The sequence below is a fragment of the Nonomuraea sp. NPDC026600 genome (assembly GCF_040638335.1).
Taxonomy (GTDB): Bacteria; Actinomycetota; Actinomycetes; order Streptosporangiales; family Streptosporangiaceae; genus Nonomuraea.
Genome location: NZ_JBEZYD010000030.1, coordinates 86,083 through 100,694, shown reverse-complemented (window position 1 = coordinate 100,694; position 14,612 = coordinate 86,083). Strand labels below are relative to the sequence as shown.

Below are 14,612 nucleotides of genomic sequence, written 5' to 3'. Positions count from 1 at the left end.
ACGACCGGTCATCCCAGGAGGAGCAACATGATCAGCATCCGCAAGCTCCTCCCGTCTGACCGGATCGCCTGGGAGGGCCTGTTCCGGGCCTATATCGACTTCTACCAGCGCGTCGAGCCGGACGAGATGTACGAGAGTGCCTGGCAGGAGTTCCAGGCCGACACGCGTCTACACGCCCTTGGCGCGACGCTGGACGGACGGCTCGTGGGCATCACGCATTTCTTCCCCCACCCCAGCACGTCGGCGCCCGACACCGACGTCTGTTACCTGCAGGACCTGTTCACCGCTGAGGACGTTCGGGGCAAAGGCGTGGCGCGCGCGTTGATCGCGGCCGTGGCCGACTGGGCAAAGGACCATGGGTGCGGCCGGGTGTACTGGAACACCCACGAGTCGAACACCACCGCCCGCCGCCTGTACGACAAGGTGGCCGAGAACCGTGGCTTCATCAAGTACCAGATCGACCTGCCGCGATAAGAGTTGCTCAGCCCGGTCGATCTGAGGTTCTCAACGCTGAAGCGGGAGAGCCGTGAGTTCCGCGTTTACCATCCGGGTGAAGGACAGTCGGTCACGCTTTGCGGCGGGTGCCACCGCGCCCTCGGAGTCAGCGAAACGACCCTCTCCTGCCCACCCGCCGCCCTCTCGTAGTTCGCCAAGGAGGCGGCGAAGCATCCGGAAGGGCGCCCGAGCGGAGCGAGGACCATCGCGGGGTCGGCGCCGACTGGGAATGCGTCTGAGCCCGGCGCGCGAAGCGCCCCCTACGAAGCCCTTTGGCGGCCGGGGCCGGGAGGCGGCAACGCCAGAGGCCCCAGGGCCAAGCGCCCTTGGGGCCTCAGGAGAAGAGCTACGAGCCTCAGGAGAACAGGCGGTCCACGACTCGGGCTGTGGCCTTGCCGTCGTCCCTGGGGGCGAAGGTGGCGCGGAAGGCGTCGTAGCGGTCCGTGTGGGCCGCTGCCACCGAGTCGATCGAGCGTAGTGCGTCGATCACCTCAGCCGACGTCGACAGCACCGGTCCCGGCGCCTGCTCCGGGAGGTCGACGTACAGGCCCCGCTTCGACGAGTATTTCGCCAGGTCGTACCCATAGAAGACCATCGGCCGGCCGGTGGCCGCGAAGTCGAACATGACCGAGGAGTAGTCCGTGACCAGCACGTCCGCGACGAGCAGCAAATCCGCTATGTCGGGATAAGTCGTGACGTCGTGGGCGATGTCGGGGACGGCGGGCATGGCTTGCATGGGGTGGGCTCTGACCAAAAGCTCGTGGTCCGCGCCCAGCGCCTCGCGGGCCTTGGCCAGGTCGAATTTGACCATGGCGTTCTTGCGGTCGTAGTCGCGCCACGTCGGTGCGTACAGCACCACGCGCTTGCCCTCGACCAGGCCCAGCCGCGCCCGCACCGCGGCCGCCAGCGAGTCTCTGTCCGGCGAGCAGAGCACGTCGTTGCGCGGCAGCCCGCTCTCCAGGATCTCGCCCTGGTAGCCGAACGCCCGCCGCAGCACCGGCGTGGCCCACGGCGACTGCGACAGCAGCACGTCCCAGCCGCGTACCTCGGCCGCCTGCCGGTGCCAGATCGGCGGCCGGGGATCGCGGGTCATGTGAGGCTGGTCGTTGCCGATGCGCTTGACCGGGGTGCCGTTCCAGGTCTGGAGGACGACCTGGTCCTCGCGGGAGCGGAACCAGACTGGCAAAAACGCATTTGTCACGATAAATCGAGACCGGGCGAGCGCAGCGTGGTGCTCACGGCTGCCGGCCCGCACCGACGTCGTGTCCGGAGGCGGGGTGAACGCGCCGTCCTTGACGATCCAGATGTGCTCGCGGTCGTCGCCCCGCCGCACCCGCTCCTCGTAGATGGCCCGGACGCTGTCGGCGTAGAGGCGCCCGTCGTTGACCACGTAGACGGTCGCGTCGGTCAGCGGCTCGGTGCGTTGCGCCGGGTAGAAGACCCGCCGCAGTACGTGGGTGCCCGCGACGCCCTTCTCGTCGGCCGGCCGTTCCTCTTCGACGGCCACCACCGGCACGTCGAAGCGCGTCGAGAGCATCCGGAAGGACCGCCCCTCGAACACGCGCGGCTCCTCGTCGAGGCCGGGCAGCGCCGCGTGGTCCATGCGGAGGGGGACGATCTCCCCCGACGGGTGCCGGACCGACATGTTCCAGGTGCCGGACGACAGCGGCACGACCTCGCCGAAGCGATCCATCGAGGCGGGCTCGAGACGTACGGAGAACTGCTCGCCCGTGCGGTCCATCGGCACGTGGTAGGACAGCCCCGACCGGTGGCGCAGCGTCAGCACGCGCGACCCGGCCGCGTCGGGGTAGTCGCCGCGCAGCACCAGCGCGGGCCCCTCCCACACCGCCGAGGTGATCACCGGGCGGATGCGGTGGGCGGAGACGAGCACGCGGTCGCGCCGGTCGCCCAGCACGGTGATCTCGCGGTCTCCAGAGGGCGCCCTGGTCTCGACCAGGTCGCCGAGCATGACGGACGCGGCAGGGTCGCCCTTCGGCTCGACCCAGAGCCGCCGCCCGTCCTTCTCCTGCAAGAGCGCGGGTACGGCCTGGCTGACCAGCACCTCGGTGCCGTCGGCCACCGGCGTGAACTCGGCGGCCATGCGGTGGCCGCCCAGCCGGGCATGGCCCTTGGTCACCGTACGGCCGGCCAGGAAGATCTTCAGCTCCAGGCGCTCGCCCTCGATGGAGACCCCGGCGAGCTCGGCGCGGTTGGGCTGGAGGACGACCTGGAGCGCCCGGTCGGAGGTCCACACAGGTCTGACCCACAGGCCCGGTTGGAGCTTGAGGCCGGCGGGACGCTCGGTGCGGCCGGGGGACGCGCCGCGCAGCAGGCCGGTGGCCCGCGCGCCACGGCTGTAGAAGACGATCTCGGCCCGCCACGTCGTGGTGTCGTGCACGGCGGGCCGGTGGCGCAGCCGCCTGCGTACGGCGTGCACGATGTCGCGCACGGCTCCACGCCAGCGCAGGGACCACGGGCTGAGCTCGGCGGTGAACCCGGACCAGTCGTAGTTGCAGCCCGGCTCGCGCGCGCCGTGTGTGGCCTCGGGGGCCAGCACCCGGCGGGTGCGCATGCGCACAGGAGGCAGCCAGCGCGGCCCGCGCAGCACCACGGTCGCCCAGTTGAACCGGCGGCTGCGCACGGACAGGCCCGCCAGGTAGGCGAAGCCGGTGACGCGCAGCTTGCCGTTGACCCACACGATGTCGTCGATGTGGGTCACGGGCACCATGTCGGCGCGCCGCAGCCGGTAGAGGCCGGCCGGGAGCTCGTCACGGAAGGGCAGGTCGGCGTACCAGCGCAGGCCCGCGCGGATCCGCTTGGACGGCTCGTTCGCCGCCGCCACGACCTTGGTGAGCGTGTCGCCGTCGACCAGCTCGTCGTCCGGGCGGTGCTCGATGAGGTGACAGATCAGGCGCCGGGCGACGGGCAGGTCACGCTTGACCCCCGCGTCCACGGCCGCCAGGTAGGGGCGCAGTAGAGTGACGAGCTCGCGCCTGCGGGCCGCGCCACGCTTGACCGCCAGATCCATCCGGGCGCCCAGCGGTCCGCTGAGCACCTCGGCGTCGAACGCCGAGTCTTGGCCGCCCGATCCGACGGCCCGCATGACCGCGTCGAGCGGCTCACCCCGGTCACAGAGATCCTGGACAGCCTTCAGGCGTTCGGCGATCTGATCGCCGCCCTGACTCAGGGCTGTGACGCCGGTTGCCATCGGTAAGGCACCGCCTTTCGAACCGCCATCACTGGTTCATGCCATCGTAAGGGGACTAACGTGCAACGGATTCGCCTAACGAGCGAATCCGCAGGTCAAACTCGTTTCTTAGAATCGGCTGAACGCCCGTCCCAGCGGGCCTGCCGCATGTCGACCCGCTCGCCGCGCAACGGTGTGCCCTCGTCGCGCCAGTGCTCCAGGCAGCGTCGCACGTGGTCAGGGGCCGCGCCGGTGCCGTCGGAGTGCACCACGCGCCACCACGGCACGCCGCCGCCCCAGGTCGACATGACCTGCCCGACCTGACGCGGGCCGCCCTCACCGAGGTATTCGGCGATGTCGCCGTAGGACATCACCATGCCCGGCGGGATGGACTCCACCACCTCGAGGACCCGTTCGGCGAACGGGTTCACGGACTCCATGCGTTGGGCCCCGCCTCGATGATCTCGTGGTATTTGCCGATTTCGACTACCGTACCGCCGGCCACCAGTTCCACGATGCCGTCGCGCACGGTGTAGTTCTCGCCGTCTTCGCCGACGAGCCTGGCGCCGAGCACGGCCGCCAGCCGGATGAGCTGCGCCACTTGCCAGTCGGAGCCCGGCTCGCCGATCACCTGATCGCGCCAGTGCCCTACGACGTGCGTGTCACCCGCGTGTCCGGCGACGATTTCGTCCGGCCTGCGCAGCCCGAAACCGGCCGGCGCGATCGCCTTCGCGAGCTCGGCGAACGCCAGGGGCGCCTCACGAACTACGCGCAGCTCGTATCCCATGACGCGCGACCATAGCGGATCTTTACTCTCTACGCTGATTGAGCACTACGATGGCTCCGCAGAACATGATCAACGCTACCAGGACGCCCCCTCCGTAGAGCCACAGCCGCCACGGATCGGGCCCCGGCCGCGACGGCACGGGTGAGTCCTCGCCGACGCCGAAGTGCCGGTCCTCGGGCACGACGACGTCGCGCTGCTCCCCCGCCAGCCGTTCTGCCGCGTTGAGCGCGGCACCGGCGTCGACCACGCCGAACCCGGTCTTGTCGTCGTATCCGGCGGCGGGCCGGCCCCTGGCGCTCGCGGCCAGGGCCTGCGCGACCTGTTCGGGCGCCATGGCGGGATAGCGCGACTTGACCAGCGCGGCCACCCCGGCCACGAGCGCGCTCGCCGCGCTGGTGCCCTCCGACAGCTCGTAGCCGCCCTTGCGCTTGGCGATGGGCACGCCCACGCCCGGCGCGGAGACGAGGACGGACAGGTTGTCGCTGCTGAACGTCGCGCCCTTGCCCTGCTTGTCGACGGCCGCCACACCGATGACCCCCGAGTAGCCCGCGGGGAAGCTCCAGAACGAGGTGCCGTTGTCCTTGGCGTACTGGGTCTGCCCGTCGTTGCCGACGGCGGCGACCAGCACGGCGCCCTTGTCGAGCGCGTAGGAGACGGCCTCGCGCTCGGACTTGAGCGGCCCGTACGTGCCGATCGACATGCTGATGACCTTGGCGCCGTGGTTGGCGGCGTAGCGGATGGCACGGGCCAGCGGGCTCTCCAGCGAGGTCCGCTCCTGCTGCTGGGGGTCGATGACGTCGCCGGTGGGGTCGTCGTCGAGGGCCAGGGCCAGGGAGAGGATGCCCGACTCGGGCGCCACGCCGACCAGCCCGCCGTCGGCCCCGGACCCGGCGATGAGCGCGGCCATCGCGGTGCCGTGCTTGCCGGGCTTGGCCACGCGTTCGACGGTGCCCGCGGCCATGTCGGGACCGGCGATCACGCGGCCGCGCAGCTCCTTGAGCGTGCCGTCGACGCCGCTGTCGACCACGGCCACGGTGACGCCCTTGCCTTTGCTGACCGTCCACGCCTGCTCGACGTTGAGCGCGTCGAGTACCCACTGTTGCTGGTCCCTGACCGGCGGGGCCGCCGGAGCGTGCAGCATGACCAGGGCGGCGGTCAGCGCGCGTACAACGGTCAGCACACGTTCCCCTGGGTGCAGGGCGGGACCTTCGGGGGGTCCGCCAGGAAGTAGGCGATCTGGTTGCCGATCGACTTGGCCGCCGGCCACAGCTCGCTGTGCAGGATCTCCTCCGGCGGGATGGCCGCCCGGGTCCTGCCGTCCGCGTAGCCCGCGGTCGAGAACACGATGTACGGCCCGGCGCCCACCCAGCCGGTGCGCTGGCGCTGATCCACCCCGAACCGCTCGGTCACCGTGCCGGGGAAGGCCACGGGCAGCACGCCGACCCGGTCGTCCTGGGTGAGCTGCTCGGTCGCCGAGAGCCTGGACTCCTCGTCCTTCAGTACGGCCACGCCGACCGTGAAGACGAACGTGGCCGTCTGGTCGACGTAGGTGGCACGGAGCATGGTCACGCATCCGTGGTCGTCGAGGATGCCCGCCACGGAGGGGTCTACGGCCTTGCCGCACTCGGTCTGGGGTGCGATGCCGACGCGCCGGGCGTACTGCTGGGCCTTGTCGAGCCCGACGTACTTCACCTCTTCGGGGAAGACGCCGGTCGCGGGCCACGCCTGCCAGCGCCTGGCGATCTCCTCCTGTTTGTACTGGTTCTGCTCTGCCGCGGTCAGCGGGCGCGACCTGGTCTCCTCAAGTAGCCCGATCGTGCCGAGGAGCACGAGGACGGCCGACATGACCACGACGATGCCGACGAGCACCACGAACAGGCGGCGAAAACGTACCCCCTGCTGGAGCATGGCCTGCTCCATGCGCTCCTTGGACGCCGCCCTGTCGCGGCCCTTGGCCGCCGGCCACGCGCGCACGCGAGATCGGCGGCCGGCTGGAGCACCGAGCGGGTTCTTCCGTCCCGATGTGGCTCCCCCGGCGCGCGGCAACCCTGAGGTGGACCTACGTGCCTTCACCACCGCCTCGTTCCCAGGCTCGGTTTGTGTCTATTTCGTCCCCCTTAGCGGACGGATCATGCGTCTTGGCCGCTCTGACCGCGGCGCACGCGCCTGACCAGGGTGAATATCGCCCACATGGAGGAGAGCGCGCCGAGGGCGGCCGCCAAGGCGATCGTGCCATAGACCTTGACCCGCGCTTGGTCCCTGCTGACGACCTCGATCCGGCCCGCCGATCCGCCGCCGAGCGGCCGGGCCGGGTTCTGTGCCTGCGCCCCCGCGGCCGTCTCGGTGTACTTGGCGAGCCGGCCCGCCTCGGCCAGCGCCTTGGCGGCGTTGACCACGCCGAAGCCGGTGCCGGTGTCGTAGCCGCCCGGGGGCCGGTCGGTCGCGCTCGCGGTCATGGCCTGCGCGACCAGCGGCGGCGACATTTCCGGATATTTGGCTTTAATGAGGGCGGCCACTCCGGAGACCAGCGCGGTGGCCTGTGAGGTGCCCCTGCCGACCCAGTACTCGTCGCCGGGACCCGCGCCCATGATGTCGACGCCGGGCGCGGCCACCAGCACCGAGGAGTTCCAGTTGGAGAACGTCGCCCGGCGCAGCCGCCGGTCCGTCGCGCCCACGGACACGACGCCGGGGAAGGCGGCCGGGTACGAATAGGGGGCGAATCCCGTCTCGTCGGGCTCGCCCGCGCCGTCATTGCCCGCGGCGGCCACCAGCACCACGCCCTTGGAGATCGCGTAGCGTACGGCCGCCCGCTCCTCCTGGGTCGCCAGCTCCTTGGAGATCGACATGTTGATCACGCGCGCCCCCCGATCGACCGCGTAGCGGATGCCCCTGGCCACCACGTTCTCGAAGCGCGCGGCGGTATTGAACTCCCGGAACCCCGGCTCCTCGTCCTCCAGTATCACCCGGACCGACAGCAGCCGCGCTTTGGGAGCCACGCCGATCACGCCGAGCTTGTTCTGGCGTCCGTGGCCGTGCCCGGCGATCAGCGAGGCCATGTACGTGCCGTGCAGGCGACGCGGCGGTACCCCCGGCGGGTTTGCGCCTTCGGTGAAGTCCCGGCCCACGGTCACGGAGCCGGCCAGGTCGCGGTGGCGAGGATCGACGCCCGAGTCGAGCACGGCCACGGTGACGCCCGCGCCCTTGCTGACCCGCCACGCCTTGTTCAGCTCCAGCGTGCTGATCACCGGCTGCTGACCGCCGCGCACGTCGTCGGCCAGGGCCGGCTCGGCACTCAGGAGGCCCGGCGCGGACCCGGCGCCCAAGACGCCCAGCGCTGGCCCAGCGCTGAAAAGCACCACCGCCGCGATGAGCACGGCCGCGCGACTAAGCACCGCACGGGTCAGCGCCGCACGGCTCAGCACCGCACGGGTCAGCACCGCCACTCCTGGGAGGCGCAGTCGGGCATCCGGGGCGTGCTCAGGTCGGCCAGGACCCGCTCGGAGATCTCACTGGCGAACGCGAAGATGGCCGGCCGCTGCTCGCCGACGGATCGCGCCGGCCGGCCGTCGACCTGGCCCGCCGTGGTCAGCACGAGGTACGGGCCGGCCTGGCGAACGGAGCCGGCCTGGCGTACGGAAGGGGTGAAACGGTTGGAGACCGTGCCTTTGAAGGCCAGCGGCCGCAGTCCGGGCACGGGAGCGCCGGCGGCGGAGAAGGCGGCCTTGGCGTGCGCGGCCTCGAACTCGTCGGGCAGGGCCACGACGCCGATCGTGACGAGCACGCCCTGCAGCGCGTCGATGTAGGTGGCGCGCAGCACCCCTCGGCAACCCGCCTTGCGCAGGGCTTTGGCGGCTTTCGAGTCGACGGAGCCGGCGCAGGCGAAACCGGGCGAGATGCCGACCCGGCTGGCCCGCTCCTGGCCGCCCTGCTCGGCGGAGTAGGGCAGGCTGGCCGGGAAGATGCGCCCGGTCGCCCAGGTGCGCCAGCGTTCGGCGACCTCTCGCTTGGCCGCCGCGTGCAGCTCGGCGGTGCTCGGGCCGCGTGACAGCTCCGAGCCCGCCGCACTGGCCGAGACCCCGGCGGCCACCGCGCAGACCATCGTCAGCACGGAGGCCACCACGAGAGCGGGCCAGGGGCGAGCGTCGTCCACGCCATCGACCTTAATGCGGGCGACCGGGCGCCATCCGCAGAAACCGGACCCTCAGGGAAAGGACCTCCGGGACCGGACTCAGTAGGAGGGCAGGCTGGGGTCCACGGTCTTGACCCAGCTCAGCACCCCGCCGCCGAGGTGCACCGCGTCGGAGAAACCGGCGTTCTTGACGATCGCCAGCGCCTCCGCCGAGCGCGCGCCCGACTTGCAGTGGAGCACGATCCGCTTGTCCTGCGGCAGCTTCTCCAGGGCCGAGCCGTTGAGGAACTCGCCCTTGGGGATCAACGTGGCGCCGGGGATGGAGACGATCTCGTACTCGTTGATCTCGCGGACGTCGACGAGGAAGATGTCGTCGCCGTTGTCCTGCATCGCCTTGAGCTCGCGGGCGGTGATCGTCGAGCCCGAAGCGGCCTCGGCGGCCTCGTCGGAGATCGCGCCGCAGAACGCCTCGTAGTCGTCGAGGAGCTGGGTGACCGTCGGGTTCTTGCCGCAGAGCACGCACTCGGGATCCTTGCGGACCTTGACGTCGCGGTACTTCATCTCCAGGGCGTCGTAGATCATCAGCCGGCCGACCAGCGGGTCGCCGATGCCGGTGAGCAGCTTGATCGCCTCGTTGACCTGGATGGAGCCGATCGAGGCGCACAGCACGCCCAGGACGCCGCCCTCGGCGCACGACGGCACCATGCCGGGAGGCGGGGGCTCGGGGTAGAGGCAGCGGTAGCAGGGGCCGTGCTCGGCCCAGAACACGCTCGCCTGGCCGTCGAAGCGGTAGATCGAGCCCCAGACGTACGGCTTGCCGAGCAGCACCGCGGCGTCGTTCACCATGTAGCGCGTGGCGAAGTTGTCGGTGCCGTCGACGATGAGGTCGTAGCCGGAGAAGATCTCCATCACGTTGTCGTTGGTCAGCGCCATGTTGTGGATGACGACGTCGACCAGCGGGTTGATCTCGCGGACCGTGGCCGCGGCGCTCTCGGCCTTCGGCCTGCCCACGTCGGACTGGCCGTGGATGATCTGGCGCTGCAGGTTGGACTCGTCGACGACGTCGAAGTCGATGACGCCCAGCGTGCCCACGCCCGCCGCGGCGAGGTACATCAGCGCGGGCGAACCCAGGCCACCGGCGCCCACACAGAGCACCTTGGCGTTCTTCAGCCGCTTCTGCCCGGCCATCCCCACGTCGGGAATGATCAGGTGACGTGAGTAGCGGCGCACTTCGTCGACGGTCAGCTCTGCGGCCGGCTCGACCAGTGGTGGCAACGACACTTTCTACGCTCCCGTTCCAGGGGGACCTATCCCCCTGTGAAACCTAGTTGGCGAGTCGGGCATTCCCCAACCGCGTCTCACCGATCAGACGGCGGGCCTCCGCGGCCACCACACGGGGCGTCTCCATCATCGCCACGTGCCCGGCGCGCGCCAGCAGCACCAGTCTGACCTGCCGGAACGTACGGGCTGCCTTGGCGGCCATGGCGGGCCGCACCAGCCGGTCGTGCCTGCCGTGGACGATCAGGGTGGGCGCCTCGATGAGGGCGGCCTGACGCCACAGGTTCTCCTCGCCGCGGCGGAAGTACTCGGCCACGATGCCCCGGGCCGAGCCGATCATGGCGGCGGCGGCGTAGGCCAGCGCGTCGCGCCTGCGCTGCTCCTCGACCGCGTCGCGGAGGCGTACCGGATGGACCGCGGCGACGTCCGCCCAGACCATGGCGAAGGAGGCCTTGATCCGCTGCTCGGCGGGGATCAGCCGGAGCTTGCCGGCCACCCACTCGCCCAGCCTGGGCAGCGCCGCGGCGGCGATGCGTACCGGGCCGTACCTGGGCAGCAGGTCGGGCAGTGCCGGCGAGATGAGGGTGAGCGAGCGGACCAGGTCGGGGCGGGTGGCGGCCACTCTGACGGCGACCGCGCCGCCCATCGAGTTGCCGAACAGATGCGCGGGACCGGTCTCCTGCAGCAGGCCGATCACCGCGCGGGCGTGCGCGGCGATGGTGTAGTCGCCGTCGTCGGGCTCGGGCGAGAACCCCGCTCCGGGCAGGTCGATGGCGTAGCCGGTGACGAGGTCTTTCAGCTCGTCCATCAGGTCGGTCCAGTTGGTGGCCGCACCGGCCAGGCCGTGGACGAAGACCGCCTTCTCGGGGGCGCCTTCCGGGGTCGCTCGTACGTGCACCGACCCGAACATGCGTCCTGGCCAGTGCGGGATCGGTGCTACTGCCATGCGCCCTCCTCGCTCACTCAACGATAGCCGCCCTCGCCTTCCAGTCTACATTTACGACAAATGCTCCTTTATTAGCATTTATGAGCACGCGATTCACGCATAACCGTGCGGAGCCGCCGCCCTTCAAAACGGACAAATCATTTCATTTCACTTCATAAATGCTTAATGAGAGCAATGAGAGAGTTAGCGTATAGCAAAACAGAACAAGGCCCGTTTATTCGCTGGCCCGCCGGAAATAAATCCGCACGGATGACGCATTAGTCGACATCCAAGATATTTACCGTTCAGTCCGGTAAATATCTGGAACGGGGCAACCGATCCTTTAGGGGGGAATTCAATGCCCAAGTTCAAGAGTGTCCTCGCAGGGCTTGCACTCAGCACGGCAGCGGCCGGCAGCATCATCGGCCTGGGCGCAGTGACCACCGCAACGTCCGCCAGCGCCACCGCCTCCGCCACCAACGCCGGCGTCGTCGCCGGCGGCTGGGGCTGCCACCGCCGCTGTGGCGGCGGCGGCTGGGGCGGCTGGGGTGGCTGGGGTCACCGCAGGCACAACCGCGGCGGCCGGGTGAAGGTCCACATCCACCTGCACAACAACAACACCAACAGCGTCCGCGGCGACAATGACGCGGACGCGGACGCCCGCAACTTCAACCGCAACGACGCTGACGCGGACGCCCGCCAGCTCCAGGCCCAGGCCCAGTTCGAGCACGAGCGTGAGCTGGCGCGCCAGCTCGCCCAGCGCGGGGTTGAGTAACAACGCGGAGACGACCCGTCCGGGGACGCTCCAATAAGGGTCGCCGGATACGGTCCGAGGAGATAGTCATGCAACCGGTTCTCCGGTTTGGGTGAGTTCCGGACGCGTACTGAGTGCCTGTGTTCTCATAAAGGAATACAGGCACTCAGAAAAGTCGCCACGCCAACGCGTACGGACTCGGCGGGAATTCGTTCCCCATGGCATTGAGGGGAGCGGCCGATAAAGTCGCTTCCCTCCTGAATGCGTGAACATAAAGGCGCCTTCGGCAGGCAAGCCGAAGGCGCCTTGCCTTTGCCGGGCGCACCGCCCGATCAGGCGGATTTGCGTGCCTTGCGCTTGGGGGCGGCCTTCTCCCCCGCCTCCCCCGCCTCCTTGGCGGTCTTCTTGGGCTTGGCGGCCGCGCCGGACCGCTCGCGCTTGGCCGCGTCGACGCTCGCCCGCAACGCGGCCATGAGGTCGACGGCGGGACCCGCCTCCTCCTCGCCGACCGGCGGCGCGACGACCTCCTTGCCCTCCACCTTCGCCTCGATCACCTGCTGCAGTGCCTCGCGGTAGGCGTCGTGGTACTCGGTCGCGTCGAAGTCCGCCTCCATCGTGGTGATGAGCGACTCGGCCATCTTGAGCTCCTGGGCCCGCACTTCGATGTCCTCCTCGAGGAACCCGAAGTCGGGCACGCGGATCTCGTCCGGCCAGTACATGGTCTCCAGCACGAACACCCCGTCACGCACCCTGAGCGTGGCCAGCGACTCCCGCTGCCGCAGTGCCACCTTGACCACCGCGACCTGCCCCGAGCTCTCCAGGGCGTTGCGCAACAGCACGTACGGCTTGGCGCCCTGCGCGTCCGGTTCGAGGTAGTACGACTTGGCGAAGTAGATCGGGTCGATCTGTTCGGCCGGCGCGAACTGGAGCACGTCGATCCTGCGTGACGTGCTGAGCGGCAGGTCCTCGAAGTCCTCGTCCGTCAGCACGACTATCTCGCCGGTGGCCAGCTCATAACCCTTGGCGATGTCGGAGTAGGGGACCTCCTCGCCGTCGAGCGTGCACACGCGCTTGTAGCGGATCCTGCCGCCGTCCTCGCGGTGTACCTGGTGGAAGGTGACGTCCTTCTGGTCGGTCGCCGAATAGAGCTTGACGGGAATCGTGACGAGGCCGAAGGAGATCGCCCCTTTCCAGATGCTGCGCATGGGCACTCCTCGGCTCTAGCGGGCTCGCCATATGGGCACATACCCCCCATGGGGCAACCAATGCCATACCCAATCGAACCAATGCTCGCTGTACCTGGGCAGCTACCTCAGGATCGCGAGCGGTATGGCCTGGAGGTCAAATGGGACGGCATCCGCGCCATCCTCCACCGGAACGGCGCCCTGAAGGTGACGGGAAGGCACGGAGTCGACTACACCCGCCGGTATCCCGAAATTTCGGAGTTCGGAGTGAAGAATGCGGTGATCGACGGTGAGGTCGTCGCGCTCGACCCGCGCGGCCGCCCCAGCTTCGTACGACTGCAGCACCGCATGCATCTCACCGACCCGGAAGAGACGATGCTGAAGTTGTACCCGGTCACGTACCTGCCCTTCGACCTGCTTCACCTCGACGGCATCACCCTGCTGGACCTGCCGTACCGCGACCGGCGCAGCCTCCTCGACGAGCTGGACGTCGGCGCCCCGCCGTACTTCCCTGGAGAGTCCGACCTGCTCACCGCCACCAAGGAGCAGGGGCTCGAAGGCGTGGTCGCCAAACGGCTCGACTCGCCCTACCGGCCGGGCACGCGCTCGCCATGGTGGATCAAGGTGAAGCACCTCAGCACGCGGGAGGTCGTGATCGGCGGCTGGAAACCCGGCAAGGGCCGCAGGTCGGGCGGGGTCGGCTCGCTGATCATGGGCGTGTTCGCGGAGCGGGGCCTGACCTACGTCGGGCACGTCGGCACCGGCTTCACCGAGGACGTGCTCGACCAGCTCGACGCGTTCCTGCGCCCGCTGGAGATCCCGCACAGTCCCTTCCGGAACGTCGTCCCGTGGCGCAACCGATGGGTTAGACCCGATCTCGTCGGGGAGGTGGCCTACACCATGTGGACCGACGATCTGCGACTGCGCCACCCCGTGTGGCGCGGGCTGCGCCCGGACAAACTCCCTTCGGAGGTGACGTTGTGAGTCCCCAGAAGGTGCCGGTGAAGGTCGGCGGGCGGCAGCTGACGCTGAGCAACCTGGACAAGGTGCTCTATCCCGAGACCGGCTTCGCCAAGGCCGAGGTGATCGACTACTACAGCCGCGTCGCCCCCGCGCTCCTGCCGCACCTCGAAGGCCGGCCGCTCACCGTCAAGCGCTACCCGAACGGCGTGACCGGCCAGTCCTTCTTCGAGAAGAACGCGCCCGAGCACACCCCGGACTGGATCAGGAGGGTCACACTGCCGGTGCCGGGCAGCACCAAGAACCGCGAGACCATCGACTTCGCCGTCATCGAGGACCTGCCCTCGCTCGTCTACTACGCCAACCTGGCGGCCCTGGAGCTGCACGTGCCCCAGTGGCGGGTGTCCGCCGGCGGCGAGGCGCTGCCGCCCGACACGCTCGTGTTCGACCTCGACCCGGGCGCTCCGGCGACCATCGTGGAGTGCTGCCGGGTGGCCCTCATGCTGCGCGAGGTGCTGCGCGCCGACGGCCTCACCGCCCGGCCGAAGACCAGCGGCAACAAGGGCATGCAGCTGTACGCGGACTGGGACGGCCGCGAGGAGCCCTCGGCGTACGCCAGGAGGCTGGCCCAGGTGCTGGAGAAGGCGCACCGCGAGCAGGTGGTCAGCGTGATGGCCAGGAAGGCCCGCCCCGGCAAGGTGTTCATCGACTGGAGCCAGAACAACCCGGCCAAGACCACCGTGGCCCCCTACTCACTGCGGGCCGGGGAGCGGCCCACGGTCTCGACACCGCTGCTGTGGAAGGAGGTCGAGGGCTGCGAGCACCCGGAGGACCTGGTGTTCGCGACACACGACGTGCTGGCCAGAGTCGAGGAACACGGCGACCTTTTCGGTCAGGCGTAGTCTGGTTCCGT

At 69.6% G+C, this 14,612-nt stretch carries 14 protein-coding genes; 4 read left to right on the top strand and 10 right to left on the bottom strand.

All coding sequences use genetic code 11. The features are described from left to right. Window positions 1-27 precede the first annotated feature (27 nt). A complete protein-coding gene (locus AB0F17_RS46465; RefSeq protein ID WP_358036948.1) occupies window positions 28-474 on the top strand; it encodes a GNAT family N-acetyltransferase in 447 nt (148 codons plus the stop codon). Window positions 475-850: 376 nt separating this feature from the next. On the opposite strand, the gene AB0F17_RS46460 is transcribed toward AB0F17_RS46465, so the two are convergent. The 9 genes from AB0F17_RS46460 to AB0F17_RS46420 form a co-directional block, all read right to left on the bottom strand. Next, window positions 851-3,703 (bottom strand): CDP-glycerol glycerophosphotransferase family protein, encoded by a 2,853-nt coding sequence (locus AB0F17_RS46460; RefSeq protein ID WP_358036945.1) that lies wholly within the window; start codon window positions 3,701-3,703, stop codon window positions 851-853. Between the two features lie 95 nt (window positions 3,704-3,798). Continuing rightward, the gene (locus AB0F17_RS46455) at window positions 3,799-4,122 is read right to left on the bottom strand and encodes an MGMT family protein (protein ID WP_214639802.1); all 324 of its coding nucleotides are present in this window, start codon (window positions 4,120-4,122) and stop codon (window positions 3,799-3,801) included. Next, window positions 4,110-4,469, bottom strand: coding sequence for a hypothetical protein (locus AB0F17_RS46450; protein WP_358036942.1), 360 nt, complete (start codon window positions 4,467-4,469; stop codon window positions 4,110-4,112). The genes AB0F17_RS46455 and AB0F17_RS46450 overlap by 13 nt, the downstream gene beginning before the upstream one ends. A 22-nt stretch (window positions 4,470-4,491) precedes the next feature. Then, on the bottom strand, window positions 4,492-5,649 hold the full coding sequence (locus tag AB0F17_RS46445; protein WP_358036939.1) for a S8 family serine peptidase: 1,158 nt from the start codon (window positions 5,647-5,649) through the stop codon (window positions 4,492-4,494). Then, window positions 5,643-6,443, bottom strand: a complete 801-nt coding sequence (locus tag AB0F17_RS46440; protein WP_358036936.1) for a hypothetical protein — start codon at window positions 6,441-6,443, stop codon at window positions 5,643-5,645. The genes AB0F17_RS46445 and AB0F17_RS46440 overlap by 7 nt, the downstream gene beginning before the upstream one ends. 155 nt (window positions 6,444-6,598) lie before the next feature. Further along, complete coding sequence (locus AB0F17_RS46435) at window positions 6,599-7,906, bottom strand: S8 family serine peptidase (protein WP_358036933.1); 1,308 nt, start codon at window positions 7,904-7,906, stop codon at window positions 6,599-6,601. Then, a complete protein-coding gene (locus AB0F17_RS46430; RefSeq protein WP_358036931.1) occupies window positions 7,900-8,619 on the bottom strand; it encodes a hypothetical protein in 720 nt (239 codons plus the stop codon). The genes AB0F17_RS46435 and AB0F17_RS46430 overlap by 7 nt, the downstream gene beginning before the upstream one ends. A 78-nt stretch (window positions 8,620-8,697) precedes the next feature. Beyond that, complete coding sequence (gene moeZ, locus AB0F17_RS46425) at window positions 8,698-9,879, bottom strand: adenylyltransferase/sulfurtransferase MoeZ (protein ID WP_358036928.1); 1,182 nt, start codon at window positions 9,877-9,879, stop codon at window positions 8,698-8,700. A gap of 43 nt (window positions 9,880-9,922) precedes the next feature. Next, on the bottom strand, window positions 9,923-10,822 hold the full coding sequence (locus AB0F17_RS46420) for an alpha/beta hydrolase (RefSeq protein WP_358036925.1): 900 nt from the start codon (window positions 10,820-10,822) through the stop codon (window positions 9,923-9,925). A 337-nt stretch (window positions 10,823-11,159) separates the two neighbouring features. On the opposite strand from AB0F17_RS46420, the gene AB0F17_RS46415 reads away from it, so the two are divergent. Next, a complete protein-coding gene (locus tag AB0F17_RS46415) occupies window positions 11,160-11,576 on the top strand; it encodes a hypothetical protein (protein WP_358036921.1) in 417 nt (138 codons plus the stop codon). 311 nt (window positions 11,577-11,887) lie between these two features. Here AB0F17_RS46415 and AB0F17_RS46410 read toward each other — a convergent pair whose 3' ends face one another. Further along, window positions 11,888-12,760, bottom strand: a complete 873-nt coding sequence (locus tag AB0F17_RS46410; protein ID WP_358036918.1) for a Ku protein — start codon at window positions 12,758-12,760, stop codon at window positions 11,888-11,890. Window positions 12,761-12,841: 81 nt separating this feature from the next. On the opposite strand from AB0F17_RS46410, the gene ligD (AB0F17_RS46405) reads away from it, so the two are divergent. Beyond that, the gene (ligD, locus tag AB0F17_RS46405; protein WP_358036916.1) at window positions 12,842-13,723 is read left to right on the top strand and encodes a non-homologous end-joining DNA ligase; all 882 of its coding nucleotides are present in this window, start codon (window positions 12,842-12,844) and stop codon (window positions 13,721-13,723) included. Continuing rightward, the gene (ligD, locus tag AB0F17_RS46400) at window positions 13,720-14,601 is read left to right on the top strand and encodes a non-homologous end-joining DNA ligase (protein ID WP_358036913.1); all 882 of its coding nucleotides are present in this window, start codon (window positions 13,720-13,722) and stop codon (window positions 14,599-14,601) included. The genes ligD (AB0F17_RS46405) and ligD (AB0F17_RS46400) overlap by 4 nt, the downstream gene beginning before the upstream one ends. The last annotated feature ends 11 nt before the right edge of the window (window positions 14,602-14,612 follow it).